Source organism: Pseudomonas sp. PsB, assembly GCF_043658375.1.
GTDB lineage: Bacteria > Pseudomonadota > Gammaproteobacteria > Pseudomonadales > Pseudomonadaceae > Aquipseudomonas > Aquipseudomonas putida_Z.
The window spans coordinates 33664-55094 of record NZ_JBIGLU010000019.1 but is presented as its reverse complement, the minus strand read 5'-3'; the positions used below and the strand labels follow the sequence as shown (position 1 = coordinate 55094).

The window sequence follows — 21431 nt, the reverse complement described above, 5'->3', positions numbered from 1 at the left end:
AGGCTGTCGCGCCACGAAACGGCGCATCTCGAATTTGTGGCGCCCTACCCCGGCTGGAACACATGTCCTCGCCGGGCGACTGCGTACAAGACGACCCCAGCTTTGAGGATCACACCGTACAGGGTGGGCACATGGCCGTTCATGGCCAGGACGAAGGCGCCGAACGCGCCGATGGCCACCAGGTAGAACGCGACGGCCAGCAGTGGCGCATCCATCGGCTTGATCCGCCGCAGGTAGTCGCACGCAGCGATCACCACCAGCACGCTCAGGAAGGCATTGGTGCCTATCAGGACTGACATCAGGGTCGAGCTCATCAGGTAGCTCCCTTGGCTCCGAACTGACCCACGAGCGACTTCAGCACCGGGATGATGTTCATTGCCAGAAGGCCTATCAGGAAGGCCACGCCGTATTGGGTTTCCCCGCTTGTGCCAAGGCTGAAGTAGCTGATGGCGAGCGGGGTGCAGAAGACTGCTGAAGCGAAGCCGGTGAAGAAGGCGGCGACCGCCTGGCCCCGGGTGAGGCCGCGCAGGAAGGTCAGCGAGAGGATCGCCCCCGCGAAGCCACCAATTATCACGCCGTACTTCACCAGCAGGACGCCGGCAGTCGTGCTTGCTGGTTCGGCCATGAATGGTTCCTAGAAGAAAAGGCCCGGGGTGAGGCCCTATTGAGGGACCGGGCAAGTGCGATGAGAGTAAAACCATGGCTGCGTGCTATCGTGATTCGCACATTTAGACGACGAGCTGAGCAATGGAAAAATCAAATATTGAGCGCTTTGACGAGATCACCGCCCTTATCCTCTCAACGCTTTACTCGAAGTTTCCTGAGCCTGTCTTTTTGTGTCCAAAAGCACTTGGGCTGAGCAATGAGGAGCCAACAAGAGATGAAACTGGTGGCGTGATCTACACATCAGGCTGGAGGGAATTGAGCAATTTTATTGATCACTCAGCCTACTGGCTCGCCGAAGAGGGTTACCTGTCTCAGCGAGCCGGCCGCATCAGTTCGCGGTATACCCTTTCTGCAGCTGGACTTAAATCGATGAAGCATGTAGATCAGCCAGAGATTGGCAGTGACACGCTGGGCGAAAAATTGCGAAAGGCGTCGTCCGAAGGGGCTAAAGCGACGACCTCGAAGCTCGTTGACCAGTTTCTTGCTGTAGGGGCGTCGCTCATCACCAAATCGATGGGGATCGATTAGTGCGCGATAAATGGAAAAGCCTTCGGAGTGACCGGGCCTCTTGAAGGCCTATTCGAGCAACAAAAAACCCGGCTGTTTGGGCCGGGTTCTTGATGTTTTCGCCAAAGGCGAAATTATGACGATGGCGAAATAGTGCCAAAACACTCCTCAAACTGTCAAGCGGCTATTTCCTGTGCCCCGTCATTGCGTTCGCGGAGCCTTTCCACCACCCGGGCAACAGGCTTGAGGGCCTGCTTGTCGAGCTTATCGACCTGGGCACAGAGCGCATCCCACACCTCCTGCCAATCCCTGGCCCAGTTCTGGGGGTTCATCTTCTCGCCAGTGCGATCCTCGACGAACATGCATACCGCCCCAGGCCCCATCGCCTCGCCGCCGTGCACGAGGATTTTGTGCGATTGGAGCGCAGCCATGGCCATCCAGTAGGCTCGCTGCTTCTTGCGGTCTGTGAGCGCCTCCAGCCCGCTCCCGAGCCATACCAGGCCATGGGAGATGCTGAGGTCGTTGCCGCTGGCCACTGGCGAGTACAGGAAGTGCCCCAGGTGACGCAGCGACTTCGGCAGGGAGTCGATCGCCTGAAGCACCAGGCCGGCGGTCAGCATGTGCGCGCAGCGGTCATTGGTGAGGCGGCGGCCTGGGCGCGTCTCCTGCACCCCTTCCTTGCGAACCTCATACACCTTGCACACCTCCTGGCCGTCGTGGTTCTCCAGCATGACCATGATCTTCACATCACCGGAGCCACCCTTCTTGCCCAGGGCTGCCTGCTCAGCGGCGACTGCCAGGGCGGATGCGCGGTTCTCGTGCAGTGCGTCGTGCCAAACTTGGCGGGCGCTGATTACTTTCATGGTCGTTCTCCCTGGATGCGATTGTTCTTCTTCAGCAGAAATTCTTCGTAGCAACGCTTGCGGCGGACCGCGCCGGCCCATGACAGCGATAAACCACCCACCACCATGAGGGTGGCCAAAATCAGGAATCCCCATGCTGGTGTCATGCTGCTTGCTCCTGTGCCTGTATGCGGATGCGCACGACGCCGCCCTTTGTCGTTTCCTTGCTCACCCTGATCTGGGTGGCAAACACGTTGTCGTCGATGCCCAGAGCATCTGCCAGGCCGTCACGGCCAGCCTTGAACATCGCCAGCAGGTTATCGTCGTCGCGGCGTCGGCGATCCGGCAGCACGAACTCGATCATGAGCAGCGCTTCACCCTCAGGCGCCTTGATACCGGCCTGCTTCGCAAGCAGGTGGCAGGCTGCCCGGTAGGATTTGGCCGCCCTGCTCTTCTTGGTCCAGTGCACCCGGGCGTTCGGGCTGCATGCGGCCGGAGGCCACGGTAGTGTCAGGTCCGTCATGCGGCCCCCTTGATGGTAAGAATGCCAGCCCGAATCAGGGCCTCATGAGTCTCAGCGATCGCCCGAGGCATGTCGGACCAGTCCACCTCGCCCTTCCCCCGGCCATCGAGCACGTCGTGGCAGGCGCTGCAGGCGTATACCGCCACGGTGTCGAAGCCCTTCATGCCCATGCCCTTCTGCCCGCATGGCAGGTGGGCCAGCACGGTGGTTTCAGGGTTGAAGTTGCAGGTGCCGGGAATGCGAACGGTGCAGTCCTGGCCCCGGGCGCTCTCCCGCACCTTCTTGCTTACTACGCGCATGGCTCGGCCTCCGATGCGTAGATGATTCCTGCCGCCACTGCCTTAGCGACCAATTCCGTGCGGTTGGAGGCTCCCAGGTGCAGGCGGGCATCCGCCATCCTGCTGGTGACCGTTCCAGGCGAAATGCCGAGCTCGCGAGCGATCTGCTTGCCGCTCTTCCCTGTTGCAGCAAGAACCACACACTGCACCCCGCGCCGCGTCAGGCCATGGCCATACAGCCCTCGCCAGCCGGGCGCTGCGAAAACGCCTTGGTCTTTGTTGCGCTTGAGATTTGCTTCCTGGCTCTTCATGCCGCCTCCTCGCTCAGCAGATCACTGAACACCACGCCCTGCGGCGCGAACTCGGCAACGATGCGGTCGGTGTACTGGCAACCCTGGGCCCGGTCGAAAAGACGGGTCACCGGGAAGCCATCCGGCCCGAACATGGCGCACGGCCCCATCAGGCGCAGCTTCACCTCATACGGCAGGTGGATGAACGACTCGGCCCAGCCGGTGCGGAACTCATCGCAGCCGGCACGCATGATCGGCACGCCGAAGTGCAGCTTGCAGTACCGGCGCACATCCTCGATGTCGCCCATCTCGGTGCTCTTGGCGATGCGGTCGTACATGGCGAACCACAGAGCGTTCTGGTCCAGGGTGCGGTCCTTGCCCGGGCGCATGGTGACCACGACGAACTTCTTGTCGCGGAACATACGGGTGAGCATGGTCACGGCCTCGGACAGCTTGGCCTGGCTGTTGACGCTTATCTTCTCGCTCATGGCTTCACCGCCTGCCAGTAGGTCGTCTGCGTTGGAGATGTGGCGACGAGGCCTTTGCGCTTCAGGCGCTGGCATGCCTTGGAAACATCTTCTCGGCTCAAGCGGACGGCGCCGGACATCGCCCAGGCGGTGGAACCAAGGCAGCCTTGGAGATACTTCAGCACTCGCGCATCAGCTTCGGCGCGCTGTTCGCGCATCTTGTTGGTGTCCATCAGTGCTTCTCCCAAGGCAGGAAAATGGCAGAGACCGCTTCGGGGATCTCCCGGAAATCTCGACGGTTCTGCCAAAGGATCGCGACAGAGAAAATGATCGGCATGAACGGGAGCAGCGCCAGCAGGTAAAGTCGAGCAAGCCACGGGCGACGAATCATCCAGGCTTGAACACCTCGGGGATTGAACTTGCGCATTACTGGCCCCCTTGCATGAATTCGCCGTAGTTGGCAGCTGCAATGACGATGCCTCTGCACGTAGCCTCCACGTCTACCGTTCTGCGGGTTACCCCAATCTCGTCCTCCGGCAACTCATGCGTTACGTATTGGATTGCGTGCTCCAGAGCCGCAGCCAGACGGAACGCGTCTGCGTGATCAGTGAATGGGCGCCACAGGGTGTAGGACTTGCGGTCACCAATACGCAGGCAGTTGCGCGCGGCCTCGTAACACAGCACCGGACCGATGCCGGCTGCCTTGGCTGCCAGTTCCAGAAGTTTTTGATCGGTCATGGTCATCACTTGCGCCCCTCAATCCGATTTAGCACCCAGGTGACCGGGATCGCCGCAAGCAGCACCACCGGCGTGATGTAGATCCCGAAGCGCACAGGCTTTGGCAGGTCCAGCGATATGGCGAACTCGCACCACAGGTAGGCGATTACGGATCCCAGAACGATCACCGACGGAGCCAGGACGATCATCAGCACCGCTTTCAGATAGGTGCGCATCACACCCCCTCCCCGGCCGGCTGCCCGGCGCGCTCAAACTCAACGTGATACCCGCGCTTCTGGCTGCCATCGGCCATCACGACACGGCGGTCGGCGCCCTTGGTCATGCGAACGATTTCTCGGCCTTCCACGACCTGCGCGAAGCCCTGGCTCTTGAGCTGGGCGACTGTGATTTCTTGTGCTGGGGTCATGGGCGGGCCTCCTGAATCAGGTAGTGATCGAAGGCGGTTTCACCCTCCTGCAGCCTGAAACCGAACTTCTTCCCGAAGGCCTCGGCGTCGAAATCGCACAGGCAGTCGTTTTCCTGCATGGCTGAACCGCTGATGGTCGGCAGGTCCGATACCTCGCACCCAGCGATGGCCGCCATCTGCGTGGCGTTGTCGACCTCCTCGGGATTCCCATGGAGCGGTGTCACTTCAAACCAGATGCACATTCAGACGCCCTCCTTGCCACGGTGCGATTCCCACTCGAACGGCACCACGATCATTCCGCCCTCACGCAGCCGGTCGACGCAGCGCTCGCCCATGGCCACCGACAACTGCTCGGGGCTCAGGTTGGAGATCACCACCGTGGGCTTAACCTGCTCGTAGCGTCCGTTGATGATCGCGAACAGAGTCGTCAGCTCGAAGTCGCTCGGCTGCTCCTTGCTCACGCCCACCTCGTCCAGCACCAGCAGGGAAGGTTCGATCAGGCTGGCCAGAATGCTCGCCTCAGTCGCCTCGCTGGAGCGGTCGTAAGTGGCTCGAATGGCTTGCAAGACCGAGCCGACAGTGCGGTACACGGCCGAGTGCGAGGTGCTGCGCATCAAGTCGTTGGCCATACCTGCGCCAAGGTGGGTCTTGCCGGTGCCGGGCTTGCCAAGCAGCACCATGCAGCGGCCTGCCTCAACAATCTGGTCGAAGGTCTTCACGTAGTGCCGGCAGAAGCGCAGCGCCTCGGCCTGGCCCTTGTGCTCGGCCTTGTAGTTCGCCAGAGAGCGCTCTGCGAAGCGTTTGGGGATCAGCGAGTCGCCCAGCTTGCGGGAGATCGCCAAGCGCACGTTCAGGGCCTGCTCGGCCTCTGCGCGGGCTTCGCGCACCTCCTTGGCGATTCGAGCGCACTCAGGGCAGTGGCTGCGTAGAGCCTTGCCAAGCAGCATGGTGACCTTCTGCTCGAAGGGGCCGTGCTTCTCGCAGTCGGCTGGCTGGATGCGATCAACAAGGGATGACTGGTTGATCGGAGTGACTTTCTCAGAGCGCATAGCTGCCATCCTCCCGGCGCTTGAGGCCGCTGGTGTAGTCCTTGTCGTTGAAGCCGTGGTGGCGGCTACTGCCGTTAGCCTGGGCACCAGGCAACACCTTCTCCGGGAACAGGCCGGTCCAGCCGTTGCTGATCGACTGGTTGATCACGGCGTCGGGTGCGTGGTGCTTGGCCAGCTGGGCGGCCTGGCGCTCGCACGACGTCTTGGTCAGACGCTTGCCGATCTCCTTGCGGTGCTGGCACCAGTCGGCCCATACAGCCGAGCTGACATTGGCCGGCTTGGCAGTCATCGGGTCGAACTTCGGAGCCTTCTTCGGTGCCGCAGGAGCGTCAGCGACTGGCCCCTTCGGTTCTCTGATGGTTAATTGATGGTTTATTGATGGATTGGGTGCAGCTCCTGCACCCCGTTCTGTCGTGGTTTGCACCCCGTTCTGTCGTGAGCTGCACCCCGTTGTGTCGTCATTTGCACCCCGTGACGAACCGGGTGCAGCTGGTGCACCCCGTTCTACGCACAGGTCATAAACGGTTGGGCGGCGGTCGTGACGGTCGATGTAGGCACCGGCAATAGCCTGATTCCCAAGGCGAATTACCCCGATCTCCAGCAGGTGGTCGAGCTTGTACTTCACCGTCCGGATGGACAGGCCGGTGTCATCGCTGATGCTGGCGGAGGACGGAAAAGCCCCTCGGCCGTTCTTGTCGGCATAGTTGGCCAGGACCAGCAGCACGTAGCGCGCAGTGGCGTCTACGATGTCGCGCTGCTCCAGGGCCCAGGACATGGATTGGACACTCATTGGCCGCACTCCTTGGCCATTACCGAATCCACAGCGGAGTCGTATTCGACTGCCGATTGAACGTCGAGGATCGCCCGCCCCAAGTCGGCGTGTGGGATATCGTCACGGATCGCGCGATATCGCTCGGCATCCTTGCGCAGCGCCTCGCTCTCGGCCTTGAGCCTTTCCGCTTCCTGGCGCGCAGACTGGACTGCCCGGAAGTTGGGGTTTTCGTCTCTCCGCTCGATCTCTTCGATCAGCCCCAGGATGGTGTGGCAGTGCATGTGCAGCCAGAGCGCATCAGCAGCTTCGGCGTGCTCGTCAGCAATCTCAGGCCGGTCTTCGCACTCTGCGACTTTCCGGGCGAGCCGTTTGAGTTCTTTGATGTCGACGCTCATGCTGCACCCCGCACGGCCTTGTCGTGGGTGTGCAGGCCGTCCCAGTTCTTCTTCATGGGCAGCTCGCCGGCCAGGTACAGCTCGTACAGGCGCACGGCGCCTTTGCGCAGCAGGATCGGCGTGTAGCTGATGAACGCCTCTTTCCCGTGCGGGGTGATCTCCTGCTGGTGTTCGGTCATGTACTTGTCGCGGGCGTAGGCGCCGACGCGGTACCGGGTACCGGACTTGCTCTCGTTGTAGAGCCAGTTGCGGCGCTCGAGGAAATGGCCGACCTGCATCACGTTGACCCCATTGAGGCCCTTGCAGAACTGGACGTGGCTCATGCCTTCCTTGAACAGGTTCTCTAGGTGGTCGATTTTCTTGGCCTGGGCCTGCACTTCCACGGTGAGCAACAGGCGGGCGCGCTCGGAGGCCTCCTTCTGCTCGACCTGGTCGGCCCAGGCGCGCGCGGCGGCAGCTGGATTGGTGAAGTCGGGCAGCGTGGCCACCACCTGCCCCTCCAGTTCCTGCCAGCGGTCAACCAGCGCCGCCGTAAACTCCGGACACAGCTGGGCGACAACGACGAAGCTGTCGCGCTTGTTGACCAGATAAACCTCAACAGGACGGGAGCCTTGGCCTTGGTGAGAGGTTTCCACCGACGGTGAAAAGCTCACAATGGCCTTTTCCTGAAGGCGCTCCATGGCTCGCTTCACGCTGTCATGCCTGGAGCCAACCAGTTCGGCGATCTCCCGGGAGGACATGCGCGCCACGAAATCGCGTCTGTCGTTTTGTGGCGCGACCCTTTGCAGGGCCTGTACACTTGGGGTCTGCATAGGTAAGATTCCTCAACAGAGTTTTTCGTTATGCAGAGAGCCGGGCCGCAATCCCGGCTTTTTTGTCTCTGCGATTTGGCGTCCCTTATGAGGGACTGACGCCAGGGTCCCTAATTAGGGATCGGACGGTTACCTCGGCGCCGCGAACGGCACCACGTTGTTGCTCTTGGGCTTCCCCCGCTGCGCGAGGAAGTGCGTGGCCTTCTTCAGGATCTGCGCGGCCAGCTCGTCGGTGCTGACACCAACCTCCTCCGCCCAGGCCTCCAGGTCCGCGAAGTCATTCCGGCGGAACCGGGCGACCTCTACGTCGTGCTGCTGTACCGCTTCGTTTGCAGGCGACATTCGTCCTCCCTTGACCTATTCAGGCCCTGGCCTTCTTCTCGTTGATCAGCGGCAGGTGGCCGTGCTCTTTCTTGAACGCCAGCGCTGCCAGGATGATTTCCCGGGCAAGCACGCTGTGCTGAGCCTTGAGCTCCAGGGCGTACCCCTTCAGTTCGTTGAAGTCCTCGTCATCCAAGCGGACCTTGACCTGGTGGTCGTGTCGGTGTGCTTTGTCGTCGTAGGCCATCGGGTGATCCCCTGGATGCTTCGGTCGTTTGAGGTTGAGTGTTAAGAGGGCCTCCGCCCTACCCTGAAGAGTCCCTCGCAGAGGCCCTCATTGGGGTCACCAACTGCAAGACTTTGGCCTTCCTTCGGCCAACCACTGACAAGGCCCCACTGGCTACAGCCGCTTCGAACACCTGGTTCATCGCTGTGCTGAAATCCCAGCCATTGGCCCTCATCAGCCCCTCTACTCGCTGCCGCACATCTGGCGACAGCTGATCAAGCTGTACGGTCATTTAGGCCTCCAAAGGGCCTTCAGCCCGCGATATCTTCTTGCTGCTTGTCCTGCATCAGCTCCTCGATAACGCCGTTGGCTACGGCCCATTCGATGATTTCGTACAGATAGGTGGCGTGCTGCATGCGGGTCTTGCTCGCAGCCTTGCGGAGGATCCGGTCGAGCACGGGCTCGAAACGGACCTTCACCGGGATGGCGCGCTTCTGATTCGGGTCTTGGTACATGCTTGGTTGGCTCCTTGCGGCTATGAAATTTGTCAGGCAGCTGATTTCTTGATGCCTTGCTTGCCGTTTTTGGCCAGCTCAGCGTGCATTTGGTCGATAGCGGTCCCTGCCACGTAGCTCGGGTTGCTGATCTGGCCGTTGCGAATACGGAAAACCGTCGAGATGTCGCACTTGGCGCGCTCTGCGATGGCCTTGTAGGTCAATCCAGAGCCCAGCAGCTCATCCAGTTTTTTCGGAAGATCGGTAGCGCTCATGGCTGCCTCCTTTGTAGATATGCACATCATCATGCACTGGTGCATATATGTCAACGCTCTGCCTTATTGCTGTATGCACCGCCGGGAGGCAGCATTGCACTCATGCATAAATCGATAGATAAAATTCTCGCTCAGCTGATGACCAAGAACGGCATATCCCAGGTTGAGCTGTCGAGCCGTACAAGCGTCGGCCAATCGACCATTTCCAGGATTCTCAAGCCGCAGGGCCCTAAAGGCATCAAAGAGCCTACCGACAAGCAGGTCAGGCCTTTGGCTGAGTTCTTTGGCGTTACCACCGATCAGTTGCGCGGCTATGAGCCATTGGTTGAGGGTGAGCCAGAGGCGGAGAGGCGCGAAACTCTATCTACAGCCGATATCGTCAAGCAGATGCTGGCCAAGCACGGAAAGGGGCTCTCTCTCGACGCCCGCCAGAAAATCGCCGATGCCATTGAGGAAAAGTCCGCTGAGCAGGCTTCATCCAACGTGGTTACTGTCGACTTTTCCAGGCCCGGCCAGGTTGGCGACGAAGTATGGATTGCTCACTACGACGTCCGGGCGGCAATGGGCGGAGGTCAGATCCCGCATGACTACCCAGAAATGCTTCAGGACATACGAGTAAGCCCAAGGCATCTGCGCGAGATGGGTATCACTTTCAAGGAGCATTACCACCTTAAAGTGATAACCGGCTGGGGCCAGTCGATGGCTCCGACAATCAAGGATCGCGACCCCCTGCTTGTTGACATCACAATCCGAGAATTCACCGGTGACGGCATCTACCTCTTCTCTCATGACGAGATGCTTTACGTGAAGCGCTTGCAGAAGAAAGGCCGTGAACGCTTCAAGATGATTTCGGACAACAAGCACCATGACCCTGAGGAGATCCGCGTGGACGACACCCACATTCTGGCCCGGGTGCTCTACGTGTGGAACGGGCAGCCGGTATAGCCATGCCCCTAACCAAGCCCAACCAAGAACTCCGCCGCGACCTTCAAGGCCTTGCATCTGACCTCAAGTGGTCAGCCGTCGAGCTGAAACGGATTGCTGAGCGCATCAGCCTGTCCGGGAATGACCCAGATGCTCAAGCCGTACTGAGGATGTGCCGGTCCTTTCAGGACGCCGAGGAAAGGCTTGCCGGATATGCAGAGGAAACCCACCTGGGGCTAATTGTCCGGGTAAAGACACCTTGCGAGGTGCCAGAGTGAGGATCCGCCGGGCTGGGGAGGATCGGTTGGTGGGGTATGGGGATGAGGTGAAGGCGGGACTTATCCTCAGAGAGCAAGCGTAATCGCAGGGCTGGGTGCTGCTGGTGTGGAATGCGCACCTGGTGTGATCAGATTGCAATATTGACCTAAGCTGCCGCGGCATCTGGGGCGCGTCAGGATAGCTAGAAAGAGATATTCAACGGAGTGTTTAACAATGCAAGAGCCAGCACCAGGCGTACGTCTGCAGCACCGGAAATCGGAGACCTTTGTAAGTGAGGTCGTTGATCAGACGCACGTAATCATGATGCAAACCAACGATGGCGGCGCTCAGGTTTCGATTACTTTTTCCCGGGACTGCATGGACGTTAAGGAGGAAGTGTTCGTAGCTGGTAACAATCCTGGCGAGCTTATCCTCACTGTTGAGCCCCAGAACGTTGACCACTATCGGGTTCAAATGATGCAAGCCGTGATGCCATTGAAGGCTGCCAAAGGGTTCGCTATGGCTCTTCTACAATCCGTGGAACAAGTAGAGGCAGCCCAGGCAAATGCAGCCGCAGTCGCTAAACCCTAACCTAAGCTTGGTCATACCAGTCGCCAAGAGCAAAACAAATCAGGATCTGGTCGCCTACGCCCTTGGCATACCATCAGCCAATATGGTCTTGAAAAGCGGCACATCGTCACAAACTACTGTACTGGTGGAGCCTGCCAATGCTGAAGACAAACCATTGGTTAGCGTACATACTGGGCCTGATGAAGCAGAGGATCACGCGGTGAAGGAAGATCTTGCAAGCATCGAGCAGAGGATGGAGCGCCGGATCGATCGTCTTGCTGATGAATTCCGAAGAGAAATGAGATTGCGAGATCAATCTTCTCGGCGGGAAGCGATTGCCTATAAACAGGCCGTAGCAGCGCACCTGGAGTCCAATGACAAGTCGGTGGCCGCCACGCTTGCGGCTGTAGAGCGTGCCGAAGCCGAATTTGGTCAAGTGAAACAAGCCAATAAAGAACTGCGGTTCTGGATGGCTGGTATCGGCGTAGCCATCGTCCTGGGCATTATGGGCGCCAATGCCACCATTTTTGGTGGTGGTAAGGCGTTCTTTGACGGCGGGAAAGAGGCTTTAGTAAACCAGCAGCGGATTGATGCCCTCATCAAGCAGGCCCAGGACCAGACTGAGGCAAATCGTCGAATTCTTGATGAGATCCGTGCAGCCCAGCTCAAAAGTCGCCCAGGTCAGAGTTGACATTACTATCTGATAAGCCCGCCTCGGCGGGCTTTTTCATGCCTTCACGCTTTTTTCACGCCCTACCCTGCACAGTGAAGGCTCATCCGATTTCCCTACGTTAGCCCGCGCTTCCCAGCGGGCTTTTTTACGCCTGCGTGATGGCTCATTGCCAGAGTGGTAGGATGGCGGCTCAATTCACAGGGAGGTCGCCATGCTTCGCCACATACACCGATTCCTTCTCGCCGCAGTAGTCGCCGTTCTTGCGGGCTGCGCCGGCACCCCATTCACCTTCGGCCAGGCCAGCCAGGTCAAGGTCGGCATGACCGAAGATCAGCTCTACGAGATCATGGGCAACCCCTACATGGTCACATCCAGGGAAGACGGCCAGATGTGGGTCTACAGCCATGCCACAGCATTCGGCGGCGCGAAGTCCGTGTCGTTCGAGACAAAGGATGGAAAGGTGACCAAGGTTCCATACATCCCGAAGGATTTTATCGCCAAACCCAGTCCTGACGAGTAATCCGCACTAACCGATGAGGCCCGCCTAGCGCGGGCTTTTTTGTGTCTTCGAAAAAATTTATGCACCAGTGCATTGACACTCAAATTGCACTGGTGCATATTTTGTCCATCGCAGTCACTCACGAGGGACTGCAGAGGCCCTCAAGCCTCACCGCTCTTTAACAACCCAATCGCAGAAAGGCTGCCAGCCAGCGAAACGACTAACGCACCGGGCGTGGGCGACTCCCACCCTGCTGCGCTGTATCGAATAGCCCTGGCAGCCCAAACCAGAAAACGTATGGAAAGAAATCATCGCCCAGTCGCAGGTGGCGGGTAACAGCGACCTGTAACACCCGTTGAGCTGTAGCGCCCGGCACGCCGGCGCAGCGGTCAACACGACATTCGATTTTTGCCAGCGACCGACGCCAGTAGCGGGTCGCGGCAGGTTTCACTCGCAGCCATTCCCACGAGTGGCTGCCGGGAAATCAACCGCCCTGGAGGGCAACACTATGAACAAATGGGCTGTGATCAATTCGTGGACCGGCAAGGTTGTTGCCGAGGTGACCCACTACCAGCTGGCAGCCAGCGTAGAGAATGACCTTTCCAGTCGATGGGTAAGCGATTTCGTGGGCCCGCTGCAACGCTGCTACGCGCTTCCATTCACAGTATCGAGAATCTAGTGCACCAAGCCCCTTAACTGGGGCTTTGTTAGTAAATCCCTGGCAGCCGGAAAGACGGCCCGATGCCCTGCTCCCCATCGCAGGGTGTGATCGGGATGCGATCTGAATGCGCAGGCTGATGCGCAGGTAGCGTCCATGAGGTGCGAATCACTAAGGCGGGCAATGCCCTGCTGTCGCGCAAATCGCTAAAACCCTCATGAAGCCGGATATCAGCACCGGCCAGATCGCATCACCGATACACCTCGCATCCCCTTCCCTTCACATACGACCGCATTAGGCAGGCGCCAGGCCACCTTTCACGGTGGGTTTGGTCACCTGCGCCTGGCTCCTGGCCAATGCGGTCCAGAGGATCACCACATGCACAATTGCACCGATACCCAGGCTGTGTGCCGGGGCTGCGGCCTCAAGTTGCGCGGGTCGCCATCTTGGAAAGGCGGGCTGGCCTATCACCCCGACCCAAAAGGAGAAGTGCACCGCTGCCACTACGGCGGCTGGGTGTGCTCGCGTCGCTGTGACATCAAAGCCTGCGTCGAACTGGAGGGAACCATGCCCGGATGTGGCGGGGTAAACAGCTTCGAGCGACTCTCCCCCTATGCCAAAGAGAGCATCAATCGCCATTGGCCGGAGGCTGCATGAGTGGCTGGCAGCCGATTGCATCGGCGCCGCGCGACGGCACTGAGGTGCTGCTTGCATCCATTGGCCAGACATTCGACGGCGTGCCGATCCCGGATCGAGTAACGCTGGGGCATTACACCGTAGGCGACGAGCTCCTGAAGCACGTAGGCGACTGCGGCGGTGTGTGCCGCTGCCCTGAGTACGAAGACATCGAACCATTCTGGATGTCGTGGGACGGCGGATTCACCGATGAAAACCCGCCTACCCACTGGATGCCACTCCCACCACCACCCACCGAGTAACCCACCACCTGGAGGCGACTATGGCTCGCGAGCATGAGCTTTACGCAGACAGTGCCCAGGCCCGCGAGGTCGACCGCCAGTACCAGCTATTTGGTGACTCGTCGTGGGTTGACCATATGACCTCGGAGCAGGCCCGGGCAAACAACGAGGCCTGGAGCACGATGATCCGAGAGCGCGATGAACGCCAGCGGACCGAGAGCCGCCGGGTGATCGCCTCGGCACTCGACAAGATGGAAGCCATGTGCGGCTCAGGTGCCGCCCGGAGGACAGCATGAACAAGAAGACCAGGCAGGACGTTGTCGAAATCATCGAGTTGCGGTTCACGCAGATCTGCGCGTCGTTCAGCGACATCCTACGGGGCGAGCTGGAGATGGCCATCGATTTGGCTGGGCTCACCGAAGCGATAGGCCTGGACCAGCAGCGCAACTACAAAGAACGCCTGAACAGGATCATTGAGCGAAACAACCAGCAAGGGCTGGAATCGTTTGGGAGGGTCGCATGAGCACGGCACCGGTTAAATCCCTGATTGACGAACAGCTAGAACAGATCGAACGCAGCCTGGCCATCATCGGCGTGGGCCTGCCCCGCGAACTGCCGGTGCAGAAGCTTCCGCCGGAGGTAGTAGCGGCGCTCAAGTCGGGCCAGATCGCTGTGAGGCCTCGCCCATGAGCTTCGCAATTTACAAGAGCGGCGATGATGGGCGCCGATGGTTTCTAGCAGAGCTCCCTGATGAAGATAATCCTCTCAGCGGTATCGGATACCGCGGCAGCAAGGATGGAAGCATTCCAAGCGAGGCTGGAACTTGCCCTACTGAGGCGGATGCCATAAAACTCTGTGATCACCTCCGAACAGCAGGCTATGGCCCCCCGCAAGATCATTTCTATGTCGAGGTGGAGTCATGACCAGCTACCAGCGCGCACGCCGCTTCGCCATGTGGCGCGGTAGCTTCATCACCCTTTCCCTTTGCACTGCCTGGATGCTTGCCAGCTCTTACGCCGGCTGTATCACCCAGTAACCACCACATCAGCGCCGGCCGCATGCATGGCGCGGGAGATTCGCATGTCCGAAATTCGCGTAGAGCTCGACCAACAGGTCGTCGGCCTGACGCCTGCCATCCTGGCCAAGGCCTTTTGGGCCATGGAAGACACCCAGCAGGCGAAGTTCTTCGATGAACTAGCCAAGGTGATCGAGGCCGATCATGCCAATAACCCCAGTTCCTATGGCTACGGCGAGTTGCAGTGGTGCTACCTCAAGGAGGTGCTCCGCCGTCCCGGCATGGAGCGCGCCAACAAGATGCACATGGCGCTGTCGGCGTTCGCCTTCGACTTCTGGCCACGCAAGCCTGGCGGCGCACGGGAGGGAATGTGATGAGCGAGAGCAAATTCACTCCCGGCCCTTGGTTCGCTAAGCGGGAGGGGTTTTCGACGGTCTATGTAGAGGCCCGCCTCCGCCATGGCGTCATCCAAGAGGTTGCCGCTTGCGGTCCGACCGAGGCCGGACAGGCGCAGCAAGAAGCTAATGCCCGCCTGATCGCCACCGCTCCGGACCTTCTGAGCATCGTACAGCGCTTCGTGGCTCTCGACGCCCAGTGGCATCCAGACCGCTATGCGACAGAGAAAGCCGAACTCATGGCCGAAGCCCGCGCCACAGTCACCAAAGCTATTTCCTGAGGCACCCATGAACACAACACCCCGCCTGGCCGCCCAGCTCGACTGGATGACGGTCGGATCGTTCTCGCCTGAGCGGTACCAGGGCGACGAGCGCAAAGAGTACGAAGAAGAGGCCGCTCGCATTGAGCGGCAGTGGGACAACCAACCGAACTGAGGGCATCCCAATGTTCAAGAAAGCCGAACGTAAGCAGGCAAGGCTACGGCTAGCACTTACCGGCCCATCTGGATCAGGCAAGACCTATTCCGCTCTGCAACTGGCCATCGGCCTGGGCGGGCGGATCGCGGTCATCGACACCGAGCACGAAAGCGCTTCGCTGTATGCTGACTTGACCGACTTTGACGTCATGGGGCTGAGCGCGCCGTACTCGCCGGAGCGGTACATCGAGGCCATCAAGGCTGCGGAGGCTGGCGGTTACTCAACGTTGATCATCGACAGCTACTCGCATGAGTGGGTCGGCTCCGGCGGTTGCCTGGAGATCAACGACACGATCGCCAAGCAGCGCTACAAGGGCAACACCTGGTCGGCCTGGAACGAGACGACGCCGCGCCACCGCAAGCTGGTCGACACCATCCTGACCAGTCCGCTGCACATCATCTGCACGATGCGCAGCAAGACGGAGACGGTCCAGGGCGAAGGCAAGAAGATCCTCAAGCTTGGCATGAAGTCGGAGCAGCGTGACGGATCTGACTACGAGTTCACCGTGGTGCTCGACCTCCTCCACGACGGTAATGTTGCCGTGGCCACCAAGGACCGTACCCGCCTCTTCGATCAGCCGGAGGTTGTCAGCCCGGATACCGGCCGGCGCCTTCTGGCCTGGCTGAACGATGGCAAGTCTCAAGCTGATCTCCAGGCTGCGGCGCTCGACGACGCCCTGTCGAAGATCCCGATCACAGAGACGATGCAGGAGCTGCAGAGCGTGTTCTCGGCAGCCTATCGCGTCCTCGAGCAGTCCCCTCACCTACTTGCGCAGCTGAACGCCGCGAAGGACCAGCGCAAGTACGAACTCACACCTCAGGAGCAATCGGCATGAATGCCTTCATCTTCGACAGCGAAACCACAGGTTTCAACGAGCCTCAACTGGTTGAGGCAGCCTGGCTGCAACTGGCAGCCATCCCAGGCTTGCCTGTGGCCGGCGAATTCCTGCAGCGCTACAAACCAGGCAAGCCGATTGAGCTCGGCGCCCTGGCTACCAGCCACATCCTCGACGAGGAACTGGTTGATTGCCCAGACCATGCCGAATTCCAGCTGCCTGCCGAGATTGAGTATCTGATCGGTCACAACGTCGACTACGACTGGGGCGTCATCGGCAAGCCAGAGCTCAAGCGCATCTGCACCGCAGCCCTGAGCCGTCGACTGTGGCCCGACGCCGACTCTCATTCGCAGTCGGCGATGATCTACCTGCACTACCGCGAGCAAGCTCCGGGCCTGCTCCGCAATGCCCACGCCGCCCTGGATGATGTGAAGAACTGCCGACTGCTGTTGGTCAAGATTCTCGATGCCCTGGCTGCCGAGTTGGACCGCCCGGTGGCCGACTGGGAAGAACTCTGGAGCATCTCCGAAGACGCCCGCATCCCGACCGTGATCGGCTTCGGCAAGCACCGCGGCACCAAGTTCAGCGATCTGCCGGCCGATTACCGCCGCTGGCTGCTGAATCAGCCCGACCTTGACCCGTTCGTTCGCAAAGCCCTCATGAGGTAGCTCGCATGAACCCATCTATCGACCTGGAGGCCGCCAAAGCGGCCTTCTTCGCATCTGGCGGCCAGCTGATCGTGCTGGAGGGCTTCACCTACCGGCCGTTGCCGCAGCGCAAGCACCCAGAGCCAAAGCCGAAGCGGGCGAAGCCTACTGCGCATAAATCGGAACACCCGCAGCAGAGCCGCGCCAGAACTCGTGCGGCACGGATCGCCGAACTCGCCAAGACCATGACCTGTGGCGAGGTCGCGAAACTCCTGGGCGAAACCAAGGGAGCGCTTTGGGGCGTAGCCGCTCGCGAAGGATTCAGGTTCTGCAAGCCGCCACGCCAGGCGCAGCCAGTAAAGGACGCCGCCGCTCAAGAGGCTGCTGATCGGCAACTGGCAGACCGGATCATTGCCTTGCGCGACGAGGGTATGTCCCGCTGCCGGGCTACCGCAGTACTCGGGATCGGAAATCGCAAGCTGGAGCGAATCCTGGCTGCATACAAGATCAACTTCCCGCTTCAGCGGCATAGGGGATAGGCCATGAGCGACCACGGCGAGCACCCCAGCGTCTACTACCTTGGCCGGGAATGCCGCCGCAACGGTGGCGGCAAGCTGGCCAACCCATTCGCCTCTCACACGTTCCACGGCTCTTGGTTCCTGGCCGGCTGGAACGACATGGACCTTGAGATTGAGCAGAAAAATCCGAAGCGCGCTGCAAAGAACAAGGCGGCGTGAGCAGTTCAACCTACCGCCCAGCGGATTGAAGGAGGTGCCGTATGGCGATGTCACAGCAGGCCCGCGACGAGAAGCGCCGCGCCAAGGCCGAGCGACTGCAGGAAGAAGACCTGCGTTTGAAGGTTCGTCCAGGGACTAAACAGGCCCTGCTGGAGCTAATGGAGTGGGCCGGGATTGAGGAACAGGGCGAGGCGATGACCCTGATGATTCATCACCTGCATGGGCTGGGCCCGGGCGGCGCCTTGCCGCTACTGGAACCTCCGCGCCACGAAATCACAGTGTCGCCGGCTGTGGCGCGGAAGCTTGAGAATTTCAGGGCACGAGAGGCCCTCAGAATATCAGCAGAAAATTAGGACGCGATCGGCGCGCCAGCTTTAGCCACAGCGGTCTCCGTCAGCTTGGATAGGAGATCAACCGGGCTGATGCTCCGGCCGTAGCTGTTTTCGATGATGTCCCATGGCAGGTTTTCTTCGCTGCGAAGGCGACCGTGCTCGTCGTAAATTCCAATGAACGCGCCGTCAACTTGCCCCTGGAAAAGCCCAACGCTCACGGTCGAGTAATGGCCATTGCCATGCTTGTGTTCGTGGCGTTCAGCCATTGGATATTTTTCGAAGAACTGGAAGAAACCCGCCTCACGCTGCTGCATATACGCTCCTTGATCCGGCCCCATGCCGGTCACCCGTAATACCCCACCCCAAACCAAATTGCCACCATGCCGCCACCAGCACGGAGGGCGGCGCATGCCCAGGAGATCGACATGAAGGTCGAAACCTCGACAGTAACTAAGCTCGTCATCAGTGACGTTCCGCGCCTCGATCCGATCAGCGTGTTTCTGGAGGACTTCGGTCGCCGCGACTGTCCGACCGAGAAAGATCCGAATTATCAGACGGCTCAGGGCAAGATCACCATTAGCTGCTGGGACAAGAGCTGGAATGCCTACTGGGGTGGCATGGGTCCGCGCACGGTTGCCGAGTTCGTCACCAACTGCAATGCCAGCTACGTGCTGAACTGCCTTGACCGTGGCATCAGTTCGACCAGGTTCAGTGGCAGCGCTCTGGAGGCGCTGGCAAGGAGAACTGTGACTAAAGCGCGTCGCGACCTATCCATGGACAAGGACGAGGCGCGACGCCTGTTCGACCAGGTAGACATTTTAGGCGGCCTGGAGGTGCCAAGCGAGACTTGGCACCACAACGACCTGCTCACCGATATCTTCGGAGAAGAGTGGTGGCACACCCTCCAGGAAGAGGCGGTCGAGGAAAACCACGAATACACCTACCTGCTTCGCATCGTCGAGGCAGTTCAGAAGGCGCTAGCCCAGCCGTTATCCGCCGCTGCCTGACCCGCGCTGCCCGCCAGCGCCTTCCCCTATTCAACGATAACGCCTCCCCGGCGAGGGCGGCGCCTGCACGCTTGGAGCCTGCCATGACGTACACGCTTCACCTTGGCGACTGCATCGAGGCGATGCGGGCCATGCCTGACAACTCGGTCGACAGCATTGTTACCGACCCGCCCTACGGTCTGAGCTTCATGGGCAAGAAGTGGGACTACGACGTGCCGAGCGTCGAGATCTGGGTCGAGTGCCTGCGCGTGCTCAAGCCTGGCGGCCACCTTCTGGCTTTCGCTGGCACCCGAACCCAGCACCGCATGGCCGTCCGCATCGAGGACGCAGGCTTCGAAATCCGCGACATGATCGCCTGGGTTTACGGCTCTGGCTTCCCGAAGTCGCGGAACCTGGACGGCGACTGGCAAGGCTGGGGCACTGCACTCAAACCCGCACTGGAGCCGATCACCGTCGCCCGCAAGCCACTGACCGGCACCGTCGCGGCGAACGTGCTGGCCCATGGCACGGGGGCGCTGAACATCGACGGATGCCGGGTGGGGTGGCCCGACGGCAAGGTACCTGAAATCGGAACTCCTGGCTGGGGCGGCCCTGCTAAGAAGCTGACGGCCGTGCCGGGGCAGGATGGCGATACCGTGGAGCGCAGCAAACCGAGCGATCTCGGACGCTGGCCCGCCAACCTGATCCACGACGGCAGCGACGATGTCGTAGTGCTGTTCCCGTCCGAGGCCTGTGCCAGTGCCCCGGTCAAAAGCGCCGAGCCAACGGCCAACGGCTTTAGCGGGCCGGTGAAGTACTCCGGCATGCGCGAGCGCGTGGCCGGCGCCTTCCACGCCGACACCGGTAGCGCTGCCCGGTTCTTCTACTGCGCCAAGACCAGCCGCAAGGACCGCAACGAAGGCCTGCCAATTGGCGACCAGAAGGCCGTCAGCACCAACGCCACCATGCGCCAGGTCGAGGACGCCGACTGGCCAAAGCGCAACGGCAACCACCACCCCACAGTCAAGCCCACCGACCTGATGGCCTATCTCCTGCGCCTGGTAACGCCGCCTGGCGGCACCGCGCTCGACCCGTTCATGGGCAGCGGCAGCACTGGCAAAGCAGCTATGCGCGAAGGGTTCGAGTTCATCGGCTGCGAGCTCGACCCGGAGTACTTGGCGATCGCCAAGGCGCGCATTGAGCACGAGCTGGCCAAGGTCACCGCCGCTCGCGAACAACCCGCCGAATCGCAGCTCAGTCTTTTCGGAAGCTGAAACTCAACTTGAGGTATCCCCATGCCCACAGAAAACCGATCCAGCAACACCGAGATGGTCAGCGACAAACTTCCGCCATGTGCAGATGACGTGTTCAAGAATGGCGTAAGCGCCTGCCTGGTAGGTGACGTGCCGAAGCATGCGGCCGAAACCATCTGCCAGAGCCTTTCCGCTGTCACTGGCTGGAAGATCGACTGGCACTACTTTGGCGGTCGCACGCACATCAAAGCCTTGGCGCCAGCCCCGCAGCCCCACCCCGAGCCAATAGCCTGGATGGTTGGTACTGCCTTCTGGTGGACCAAAGAAGAGGCAGAACGGGATGCGGCGGCGACTGGGCTGCCGATTGTTGGCCTGGGGCCGATGGCAGGCGCAGTGCCTGCCGAGAAGTACCAGGGCGATCCCGTGGGTTGGCAGGTACGCAGTAAGACCAATCGCCCGGAATCCCAGTGGACGCCCTGGAAAGAATGTTGCGAGATGACGCGGGCCATGCATTCGCATGAAGTTGGTCGGTTCAACCAATTCGGGATCATGCGCGAGATCCGACCCGTGTTCGCCAGCGCTGCCAACCCTGGCGAGATTGAGCGGTGCGAAGCCAGGCTGCATGAGGTGGCGAGTCTATGCGCCAGCGTTGAGCAAGAGCGCGACACCCTGCGCGCCCAGATGGCCGAGCGGGATGCGCTGCTGGTTGATATTCGCCTTGGCGGTCTGGACGACGAAAGATGCGCACGGGTCGACTTGCTCCTATCTTCTGGAGCTTATGCAAATGCGATCAACAAACATCCACTCTTAAGGACAAGCTCGGATAACGCTGCAATCGAAGTCTTCCTATCCGCCAGCGCAGAGCCGACCAACGACCTGTGCGCGGAGGGTGCCCATGAGTTCGTGCCCTTCAGAAGCGATTGCGTGAAATGCGGCGAGCCGTACAGCGCAGAGCCGAGCGCGCAGGTTGAGCGCGATGAGCGGGCGGAGTTCCTAGCCTGGGCGAACGAAAAGTATGAAGTCGTCGAGGGTTACGAACTCAACGAGAGTCAGCGTGACGTCGTAGAGAACTGGGAAGGCTGGCAAGCCCGCGCCGCCCTGGAGCGCAAGCCCTCCTGACCACTGGAGTACATCTGTACTCCTTCGCTGTAACCCCTCTCCCCTCTATTCACTGCCGCGATATGGCGGCCAAGG

Annotated in this window: 44 protein-coding genes; 21 read left to right on the top strand and 23 right to left on the bottom strand. The window is 60.4% G+C overall.

The window, feature by feature from the left end; translation table 11 throughout:
• Positions 1 to 44: 44 nt before the first annotated feature.
• Together ACGLHT_RS20700 and ACGLHT_RS20695 are read right to left on the bottom strand one after the other, a co-directional pair.
• Positions 45 to 314 (bottom strand): hypothetical protein, encoded by a 270-nt coding sequence (locus tag ACGLHT_RS20700; RefSeq protein WP_274120641.1) that lies wholly within the window; start codon positions 312 to 314, stop codon positions 45 to 47.
• On the bottom strand, positions 314 to 625 hold the full coding sequence (locus ACGLHT_RS20695; RefSeq protein ID WP_016711287.1) for a hypothetical protein: 312 nt from the start codon (positions 623 to 625) through the stop codon (positions 314 to 316). The genes ACGLHT_RS20700 and ACGLHT_RS20695 overlap by 1 nt, the downstream gene beginning before the upstream one ends.
• A gap of 122 nt (positions 626 to 747) precedes the next feature.
• On the opposite strand from ACGLHT_RS20695, the gene ACGLHT_RS20690 reads away from it, so the two are divergent.
• Positions 748 to 1194: a hypothetical protein gene (locus tag ACGLHT_RS20690; RefSeq protein ID WP_274120642.1), complete on the top strand. Its 447-nt coding sequence runs from the start codon at positions 748 to 750 to the stop codon at positions 1192 to 1194.
• A 155-nt stretch (positions 1195 to 1349) separates the two neighbouring features.
• On the opposite strand, the gene ACGLHT_RS20685 is transcribed toward ACGLHT_RS20690, so the two are convergent.
• The 20 genes from ACGLHT_RS20685 to ACGLHT_RS20590 form a co-directional block, all read right to left on the bottom strand.
• Entirely contained in the window at positions 1350 to 2036 is a 687-nt protein-coding gene (locus ACGLHT_RS20685; RefSeq protein WP_274120643.1) for a hypothetical protein, read from the bottom strand.
• Complete coding sequence (locus ACGLHT_RS20680; RefSeq protein WP_164524309.1) at positions 2033 to 2182, bottom strand: hypothetical protein; 150 nt, start codon at positions 2180 to 2182, stop codon at positions 2033 to 2035. The genes ACGLHT_RS20685 and ACGLHT_RS20680 overlap by 4 nt, the downstream gene beginning before the upstream one ends.
• Entirely contained in the window at positions 2179 to 2538 is a 360-nt protein-coding gene (locus tag ACGLHT_RS20675; RefSeq protein ID WP_274120644.1) for an endodeoxyribonuclease RusA, read from the bottom strand. Before ACGLHT_RS20675 ends, ACGLHT_RS20680 begins: the two co-directional genes overlap by 4 nt.
• Positions 2535 to 2837, bottom strand: a complete 303-nt coding sequence (locus ACGLHT_RS20670) for a nuclease domain-containing protein (protein ID WP_182408140.1) — start codon at positions 2835 to 2837, stop codon at positions 2535 to 2537. Before ACGLHT_RS20670 ends, ACGLHT_RS20675 begins: the two co-directional genes overlap by 4 nt.
• A complete protein-coding gene (locus ACGLHT_RS20665; protein WP_096010387.1) occupies positions 2828 to 3127 on the bottom strand; it encodes a response regulator transcription factor in 300 nt (99 codons plus the stop codon). The genes ACGLHT_RS20670 and ACGLHT_RS20665 overlap by 10 nt, the downstream gene beginning before the upstream one ends.
• Entirely contained in the window at positions 3124 to 3594 is a 471-nt protein-coding gene (locus ACGLHT_RS20660; protein ID WP_274120645.1) for a hypothetical protein, read from the bottom strand. The genes ACGLHT_RS20665 and ACGLHT_RS20660 overlap by 4 nt, the downstream gene beginning before the upstream one ends.
• Positions 3591 to 3806, bottom strand: a complete 216-nt coding sequence (locus tag ACGLHT_RS20655; protein ID WP_274120646.1) for a hypothetical protein — start codon at positions 3804 to 3806, stop codon at positions 3591 to 3593. Before ACGLHT_RS20655 ends, ACGLHT_RS20660 begins: the two co-directional genes overlap by 4 nt.
• Positions 3806 to 4000, bottom strand: a complete 195-nt coding sequence (locus ACGLHT_RS20650) for a hypothetical protein (RefSeq protein ID WP_274120647.1) — start codon at positions 3998 to 4000, stop codon at positions 3806 to 3808. The genes ACGLHT_RS20655 and ACGLHT_RS20650 overlap by 1 nt, the downstream gene beginning before the upstream one ends.
• Positions 4000 to 4317, bottom strand: a complete 318-nt coding sequence (locus ACGLHT_RS20645) for a hypothetical protein (protein ID WP_274120648.1) — start codon at positions 4315 to 4317, stop codon at positions 4000 to 4002. Before ACGLHT_RS20645 ends, ACGLHT_RS20650 begins: the two co-directional genes overlap by 1 nt.
• The gene (locus ACGLHT_RS20640; protein ID WP_274120649.1) at positions 4317 to 4526 is read right to left on the bottom strand and encodes a hypothetical protein; all 210 of its coding nucleotides are present in this window, start codon (positions 4524 to 4526) and stop codon (positions 4317 to 4319) included. The genes ACGLHT_RS20645 and ACGLHT_RS20640 overlap by 1 nt, the downstream gene beginning before the upstream one ends.
• Positions 4526 to 4717 carry a hypothetical protein gene (locus ACGLHT_RS20635; RefSeq protein ID WP_061550567.1) on the bottom strand — a complete coding sequence of 64 codons (192 nt, stop codon included), beginning with the start codon at positions 4715 to 4717 and terminating at the stop codon, positions 4526 to 4528. The genes ACGLHT_RS20640 and ACGLHT_RS20635 overlap by 1 nt, the downstream gene beginning before the upstream one ends.
• Entirely contained in the window at positions 4714 to 4959 is a 246-nt protein-coding gene (locus ACGLHT_RS20630; protein ID WP_274120650.1) for a hypothetical protein, read from the bottom strand. The genes ACGLHT_RS20635 and ACGLHT_RS20630 overlap by 4 nt, the downstream gene beginning before the upstream one ends.
• Positions 4960 to 5766 (bottom strand): ATP-binding protein, encoded by an 807-nt coding sequence (locus tag ACGLHT_RS20625; protein WP_274120652.1) that lies wholly within the window; start codon positions 5764 to 5766, stop codon positions 4960 to 4962.
• The gene (locus ACGLHT_RS20620) at positions 5756 to 6556 is read right to left on the bottom strand and encodes a helix-turn-helix domain-containing protein (protein ID WP_274120653.1); all 801 of its coding nucleotides are present in this window, start codon (positions 6554 to 6556) and stop codon (positions 5756 to 5758) included. Before ACGLHT_RS20620 ends, ACGLHT_RS20625 begins: the two co-directional genes overlap by 11 nt.
• On the bottom strand, positions 6553 to 6933 hold the full coding sequence (locus ACGLHT_RS20615; RefSeq protein WP_274120654.1) for a hypothetical protein: 381 nt from the start codon (positions 6931 to 6933) through the stop codon (positions 6553 to 6555). The genes ACGLHT_RS20620 and ACGLHT_RS20615 overlap by 4 nt, the downstream gene beginning before the upstream one ends.
• A complete protein-coding gene (locus ACGLHT_RS20610; RefSeq protein WP_274120655.1) occupies positions 6930 to 7745 on the bottom strand; it encodes a Rha family transcriptional regulator in 816 nt (271 codons plus the stop codon). Before ACGLHT_RS20610 ends, ACGLHT_RS20615 begins: the two co-directional genes overlap by 4 nt.
• Before the next feature lie 129 nt (positions 7746 to 7874).
• Positions 7875 to 8087, bottom strand: a complete 213-nt coding sequence (locus ACGLHT_RS20605) for a hypothetical protein (protein WP_027907142.1) — start codon at positions 8085 to 8087, stop codon at positions 7875 to 7877.
• 19 nt (positions 8088 to 8106) lie between these two features.
• Positions 8107 to 8313, bottom strand: coding sequence for a hypothetical protein (locus tag ACGLHT_RS20600; RefSeq protein WP_027907143.1), 207 nt, complete (start codon positions 8311 to 8313; stop codon positions 8107 to 8109).
• Positions 8314 to 8603: 290 nt separating this feature from the next.
• Positions 8604 to 8807: a hypothetical protein gene (locus ACGLHT_RS20595; RefSeq protein WP_027907145.1), complete on the bottom strand. Its 204-nt coding sequence runs from the start codon at positions 8805 to 8807 to the stop codon at positions 8604 to 8606.
• Positions 8808 to 8839: 32 nt separating this feature from the next.
• Positions 8840 to 9061 (bottom strand): helix-turn-helix domain-containing protein, encoded by a 222-nt coding sequence (locus tag ACGLHT_RS20590; protein ID WP_102083722.1) that lies wholly within the window; start codon positions 9059 to 9061, stop codon positions 8840 to 8842.
• Between the two features lie 102 nt (positions 9062 to 9163).
• On the opposite strand from ACGLHT_RS20590, the gene ACGLHT_RS20585 reads away from it, so the two are divergent.
• The 17 genes from ACGLHT_RS20585 to ACGLHT_RS20505 all read left to right on the top strand — a co-directional run bounded on the left by ACGLHT_RS20585 (position 9164) and on the right by ACGLHT_RS20505 (position 18019).
• Complete coding sequence (locus ACGLHT_RS20585) at positions 9164 to 10006, top strand: LexA family transcriptional regulator (protein WP_274120656.1); 843 nt, start codon at positions 9164 to 9166, stop codon at positions 10004 to 10006.
• Positions 10007 to 10008: 2 nt separating this feature from the next.
• Positions 10009 to 10263, top strand: a complete 255-nt coding sequence (locus ACGLHT_RS20580; RefSeq protein WP_038409498.1) for a hypothetical protein — start codon at positions 10009 to 10011, stop codon at positions 10261 to 10263.
• Between the two features lie 214 nt (positions 10264 to 10477).
• A complete protein-coding gene (locus tag ACGLHT_RS20575; protein ID WP_024086958.1) occupies positions 10478 to 10834 on the top strand; it encodes a hypothetical protein in 357 nt (118 codons plus the stop codon).
• On the top strand, positions 10809 to 11504 hold the full coding sequence (locus ACGLHT_RS20570) for a hypothetical protein (RefSeq protein ID WP_054882089.1): 696 nt from the start codon (positions 10809 to 10811) through the stop codon (positions 11502 to 11504). Before ACGLHT_RS20575 ends, ACGLHT_RS20570 begins: the two co-directional genes overlap by 26 nt.
• A 193-nt stretch (positions 11505 to 11697) precedes the next feature.
• Positions 11698 to 12006, top strand: coding sequence for an outer membrane protein assembly factor BamE (gene bamE / locus ACGLHT_RS20565; RefSeq protein WP_248920484.1), 309 nt, complete (start codon positions 11698 to 11700; stop codon positions 12004 to 12006).
• 1290 nt (positions 12007 to 13296) lie between these two features.
• On the top strand, positions 13297 to 13581 hold the full coding sequence (locus ACGLHT_RS20560) for a hypothetical protein (protein ID WP_274120658.1): 285 nt from the start codon (positions 13297 to 13299) through the stop codon (positions 13579 to 13581).
• A 20-nt stretch (positions 13582 to 13601) separates the two neighbouring features.
• Positions 13602 to 13856, top strand: a complete 255-nt coding sequence (locus ACGLHT_RS20555) for a hypothetical protein (RefSeq protein WP_274120659.1) — start codon at positions 13602 to 13604, stop codon at positions 13854 to 13856.
• A complete protein-coding gene (locus ACGLHT_RS20550) occupies positions 13853 to 14083 on the top strand; it encodes a hypothetical protein (protein WP_024086952.1) in 231 nt (76 codons plus the stop codon). Before ACGLHT_RS20555 ends, ACGLHT_RS20550 begins: the two co-directional genes overlap by 4 nt.
• The gene (locus ACGLHT_RS20545) at positions 14080 to 14250 is read left to right on the top strand and encodes a hypothetical protein (protein WP_207936439.1); all 171 of its coding nucleotides are present in this window, start codon (positions 14080 to 14082) and stop codon (positions 14248 to 14250) included. Before ACGLHT_RS20550 ends, ACGLHT_RS20545 begins: the two co-directional genes overlap by 4 nt.
• A gap of 390 nt (positions 14251 to 14640) precedes the next feature.
• Positions 14641 to 14949, top strand: coding sequence for a hypothetical protein (locus tag ACGLHT_RS20540; protein ID WP_274120660.1), 309 nt, complete (start codon positions 14641 to 14643; stop codon positions 14947 to 14949).
• Complete coding sequence (locus ACGLHT_RS20535) at positions 14949 to 15251, top strand: hypothetical protein (protein ID WP_274120661.1); 303 nt, start codon at positions 14949 to 14951, stop codon at positions 15249 to 15251. Before ACGLHT_RS20540 ends, ACGLHT_RS20535 begins: the two co-directional genes overlap by 1 nt.
• A 7-nt stretch (positions 15252 to 15258) precedes the next feature.
• Positions 15259 to 15405, top strand: coding sequence for a hypothetical protein (locus tag ACGLHT_RS20530; RefSeq protein WP_156342108.1), 147 nt, complete (start codon positions 15259 to 15261; stop codon positions 15403 to 15405).
• A 10-nt stretch (positions 15406 to 15415) separates the two neighbouring features.
• Positions 15416 to 16282, top strand: a complete 867-nt coding sequence (locus ACGLHT_RS20525) for an ATP-binding protein (RefSeq protein ID WP_274120662.1) — start codon at positions 15416 to 15418, stop codon at positions 16280 to 16282.
• A complete protein-coding gene (locus tag ACGLHT_RS20520; RefSeq protein ID WP_274120663.1) occupies positions 16279 to 16950 on the top strand; it encodes a 3'-5' exonuclease in 672 nt (223 codons plus the stop codon). The genes ACGLHT_RS20525 and ACGLHT_RS20520 overlap by 4 nt, the downstream gene beginning before the upstream one ends.
• 5 nt (positions 16951 to 16955) lie before the next feature.
• On the top strand, positions 16956 to 17468 hold the full coding sequence (locus ACGLHT_RS20515) for a hypothetical protein (protein ID WP_274120664.1): 513 nt from the start codon (positions 16956 to 16958) through the stop codon (positions 17466 to 17468).
• Between the two features lie 3 nt (positions 17469 to 17471).
• Positions 17472 to 17666: a hypothetical protein gene (locus ACGLHT_RS20510; protein WP_137188324.1), complete on the top strand. Its 195-nt coding sequence runs from the start codon at positions 17472 to 17474 to the stop codon at positions 17664 to 17666.
• 41 nt (positions 17667 to 17707) lie between these two features.
• Positions 17708 to 18019, top strand: coding sequence for a hypothetical protein (locus ACGLHT_RS20505; protein WP_274120665.1), 312 nt, complete (start codon positions 17708 to 17710; stop codon positions 18017 to 18019).
• On the opposite strand, the gene ACGLHT_RS20500 is transcribed toward ACGLHT_RS20505, so the two are convergent.
• Positions 18016 to 18312: a hypothetical protein gene (locus ACGLHT_RS20500; protein WP_274120666.1), complete on the bottom strand. Its 297-nt coding sequence runs from the start codon at positions 18310 to 18312 to the stop codon at positions 18016 to 18018. The two genes, ACGLHT_RS20505 and ACGLHT_RS20500, sit on opposite strands and share 4 nt — an antisense overlap.
• A 111-nt stretch (positions 18313 to 18423) precedes the next feature.
• Between ACGLHT_RS20500 and ACGLHT_RS20495 the strand changes: the two genes are divergently transcribed.
• The 3 genes from ACGLHT_RS20495 to ACGLHT_RS20485 all read left to right on the top strand — a co-directional run bounded on the left by ACGLHT_RS20495 (position 18424) and on the right by ACGLHT_RS20485 (position 21356).
• Complete coding sequence (locus tag ACGLHT_RS20495) at positions 18424 to 19005, top strand: hypothetical protein (RefSeq protein ID WP_274120667.1); 582 nt, start codon at positions 18424 to 18426, stop codon at positions 19003 to 19005.
• A gap of 83 nt (positions 19006 to 19088) precedes the next feature.
• Entirely contained in the window at positions 19089 to 20258 is a 1170-nt protein-coding gene (locus ACGLHT_RS20490; protein WP_274120668.1) for a site-specific DNA-methyltransferase, read from the top strand.
• Positions 20259 to 20279: 21 nt separating this feature from the next.
• Entirely contained in the window at positions 20280 to 21356 is a 1077-nt protein-coding gene (locus ACGLHT_RS20485; protein WP_274120669.1) for a hypothetical protein, read from the top strand.
• The last annotated feature ends 75 nt before the right edge of the window (positions 21357 to 21431 follow it).

What these genes read in the sequence shown, in the direction of transcription:
- ACGLHT_RS20700 (WP_274120641.1), bottom strand. Translation starts at nt 314, where the DNA reads ATGAGCTCGACCCTGATGTCAGTCCTGATAGGCACCAATGCCTTCCTG.
- ACGLHT_RS20695 (WP_016711287.1), bottom strand. Translation starts at nt 625, where the DNA reads ATGGCCGAACCAGCAAGCACGACTGCCGGCGTCCTGCTGGTGAAGTAC.
- ACGLHT_RS20690 (WP_274120642.1), top strand. Translation starts at nt 748, where the DNA reads ATGGAAAAATCAAATATTGAGCGCTTTGACGAGATCACCGCCCTTATC.
- ACGLHT_RS20685 (WP_274120643.1), bottom strand. Translation starts at nt 2,036, where the DNA reads ATGAAAGTAATCAGCGCCCGCCAAGTTTGGCACGACGCACTGCACGAG.
- ACGLHT_RS20680 (WP_164524309.1), bottom strand. Translation starts at nt 2,182, where the DNA reads ATGACACCAGCATGGGGATTCCTGATTTTGGCCACCCTCATGGTGGTG.
- ACGLHT_RS20675 (WP_274120644.1), bottom strand. Translation starts at nt 2,538, where the DNA reads ATGACGGACCTGACACTACCGTGGCCTCCGGCCGCATGCAGCCCGAAC.
- ACGLHT_RS20670 (WP_182408140.1), bottom strand. Translation starts at nt 2,837, where the DNA reads ATGCGCGTAGTAAGCAAGAAGGTGCGGGAGAGCGCCCGGGGCCAGGAC.
- ACGLHT_RS20665 (WP_096010387.1), bottom strand. Translation starts at nt 3,127, where the DNA reads ATGAAGAGCCAGGAAGCAAATCTCAAGCGCAACAAAGACCAAGGCGTT.
- ACGLHT_RS20660 (WP_274120645.1), bottom strand. Translation starts at nt 3,594, where the DNA reads ATGAGCGAGAAGATAAGCGTCAACAGCCAGGCCAAGCTGTCCGAGGCC.
- ACGLHT_RS20655 (WP_274120646.1), bottom strand. Translation starts at nt 3,806, where the DNA reads ATGGACACCAACAAGATGCGCGAACAGCGCGCCGAAGCTGATGCGCGA.
- ACGLHT_RS20650 (WP_274120647.1), bottom strand. Translation starts at nt 4,000, where the DNA reads ATGCGCAAGTTCAATCCCCGAGGTGTTCAAGCCTGGATGATTCGTCGC.
- ACGLHT_RS20645 (WP_274120648.1), bottom strand. Translation starts at nt 4,317, where the DNA reads ATGACCATGACCGATCAAAAACTTCTGGAACTGGCAGCCAAGGCAGCC.
- ACGLHT_RS20640 (WP_274120649.1), bottom strand. Translation starts at nt 4,526, where the DNA reads ATGCGCACCTATCTGAAAGCGGTGCTGATGATCGTCCTGGCTCCGTCG.
- ACGLHT_RS20635 (WP_061550567.1), bottom strand. Translation starts at nt 4,717, where the DNA reads ATGACCCCAGCACAAGAAATCACAGTCGCCCAGCTCAAGAGCCAGGGC.
- ACGLHT_RS20630 (WP_274120650.1), bottom strand. Translation starts at nt 4,959, where the DNA reads ATGTGCATCTGGTTTGAAGTGACACCGCTCCATGGGAATCCCGAGGAG.
- ACGLHT_RS20625 (WP_274120652.1), bottom strand. Translation starts at nt 5,766, where the DNA reads ATGCGCTCTGAGAAAGTCACTCCGATCAACCAGTCATCCCTTGTTGAT.
- ACGLHT_RS20620 (WP_274120653.1), bottom strand. Translation starts at nt 6,556, where the DNA reads ATGAGTGTCCAATCCATGTCCTGGGCCCTGGAGCAGCGCGACATCGTA.
- ACGLHT_RS20615 (WP_274120654.1), bottom strand. Translation starts at nt 6,933, where the DNA reads ATGAGCGTCGACATCAAAGAACTCAAACGGCTCGCCCGGAAAGTCGCA.
- ACGLHT_RS20610 (WP_274120655.1), bottom strand. Translation starts at nt 7,745, where the DNA reads ATGCAGACCCCAAGTGTACAGGCCCTGCAAAGGGTCGCGCCACAAAAC.
- ACGLHT_RS20605 (WP_027907142.1), bottom strand. Translation starts at nt 8,087, where the DNA reads ATGTCGCCTGCAAACGAAGCGGTACAGCAGCACGACGTAGAGGTCGCC.
- ACGLHT_RS20600 (WP_027907143.1), bottom strand. Translation starts at nt 8,313, where the DNA reads ATGGCCTACGACGACAAAGCACACCGACACGACCACCAGGTCAAGGTC.
- ACGLHT_RS20595 (WP_027907145.1), bottom strand. Translation starts at nt 8,807, where the DNA reads ATGTACCAAGACCCGAATCAGAAGCGCGCCATCCCGGTGAAGGTCCGT.
- ACGLHT_RS20590 (WP_102083722.1), bottom strand. Translation starts at nt 9,061, where the DNA reads ATGAGCGCTACCGATCTTCCGAAAAAACTGGATGAGCTGCTGGGCTCT.
- ACGLHT_RS20585 (WP_274120656.1), top strand. Translation starts at nt 9,164, where the DNA reads ATGCATAAATCGATAGATAAAATTCTCGCTCAGCTGATGACCAAGAAC.
- ACGLHT_RS20580 (WP_038409498.1), top strand. Translation starts at nt 10,009, where the DNA reads ATGCCCCTAACCAAGCCCAACCAAGAACTCCGCCGCGACCTTCAAGGC.
- ACGLHT_RS20575 (WP_024086958.1), top strand. Translation starts at nt 10,478, where the DNA reads ATGCAAGAGCCAGCACCAGGCGTACGTCTGCAGCACCGGAAATCGGAG.
- ACGLHT_RS20570 (WP_054882089.1), top strand. Translation starts at nt 10,809, where the DNA reads ATGCAGCCGCAGTCGCTAAACCCTAACCTAAGCTTGGTCATACCAGTC.
- bamE (WP_248920484.1), top strand. Translation starts at nt 11,698, where the DNA reads ATGCTTCGCCACATACACCGATTCCTTCTCGCCGCAGTAGTCGCCGTT.
- ACGLHT_RS20560 (WP_274120658.1), top strand. Translation starts at nt 13,297, where the DNA reads ATGAGTGGCTGGCAGCCGATTGCATCGGCGCCGCGCGACGGCACTGAG.
- ACGLHT_RS20555 (WP_274120659.1), top strand. Translation starts at nt 13,602, where the DNA reads ATGGCTCGCGAGCATGAGCTTTACGCAGACAGTGCCCAGGCCCGCGAG.
- ACGLHT_RS20550 (WP_024086952.1), top strand. Translation starts at nt 13,853, where the DNA reads ATGAACAAGAAGACCAGGCAGGACGTTGTCGAAATCATCGAGTTGCGG.
- ACGLHT_RS20545 (WP_207936439.1), top strand. Translation starts at nt 14,080, where the DNA reads ATGAGCACGGCACCGGTTAAATCCCTGATTGACGAACAGCTAGAACAG.
- ACGLHT_RS20540 (WP_274120660.1), top strand. Translation starts at nt 14,641, where the DNA reads ATGTCCGAAATTCGCGTAGAGCTCGACCAACAGGTCGTCGGCCTGACG.
- ACGLHT_RS20535 (WP_274120661.1), top strand. Translation starts at nt 14,949, where the DNA reads ATGAGCGAGAGCAAATTCACTCCCGGCCCTTGGTTCGCTAAGCGGGAG.
- ACGLHT_RS20530 (WP_156342108.1), top strand. Translation starts at nt 15,259, where the DNA reads ATGAACACAACACCCCGCCTGGCCGCCCAGCTCGACTGGATGACGGTC.
- ACGLHT_RS20525 (WP_274120662.1), top strand. Translation starts at nt 15,416, where the DNA reads ATGTTCAAGAAAGCCGAACGTAAGCAGGCAAGGCTACGGCTAGCACTT.
- ACGLHT_RS20520 (WP_274120663.1), top strand. Translation starts at nt 16,279, where the DNA reads ATGAATGCCTTCATCTTCGACAGCGAAACCACAGGTTTCAACGAGCCT.
- ACGLHT_RS20515 (WP_274120664.1), top strand. Translation starts at nt 16,956, where the DNA reads ATGAACCCATCTATCGACCTGGAGGCCGCCAAAGCGGCCTTCTTCGCA.
- ACGLHT_RS20510 (WP_137188324.1), top strand. Translation starts at nt 17,472, where the DNA reads ATGAGCGACCACGGCGAGCACCCCAGCGTCTACTACCTTGGCCGGGAA.
- ACGLHT_RS20505 (WP_274120665.1), top strand. Translation starts at nt 17,708, where the DNA reads ATGGCGATGTCACAGCAGGCCCGCGACGAGAAGCGCCGCGCCAAGGCC.
- ACGLHT_RS20500 (WP_274120666.1), bottom strand. Translation starts at nt 18,312, where the DNA reads ATGCAGCAGCGTGAGGCGGGTTTCTTCCAGTTCTTCGAAAAATATCCA.
- ACGLHT_RS20495 (WP_274120667.1), top strand. Translation starts at nt 18,424, where the DNA reads ATGAAGGTCGAAACCTCGACAGTAACTAAGCTCGTCATCAGTGACGTT.
- ACGLHT_RS20490 (WP_274120668.1), top strand. Translation starts at nt 19,089, where the DNA reads ATGACGTACACGCTTCACCTTGGCGACTGCATCGAGGCGATGCGGGCC.
- ACGLHT_RS20485 (WP_274120669.1), top strand. Translation starts at nt 20,280, where the DNA reads ATGCCCACAGAAAACCGATCCAGCAACACCGAGATGGTCAGCGACAAA.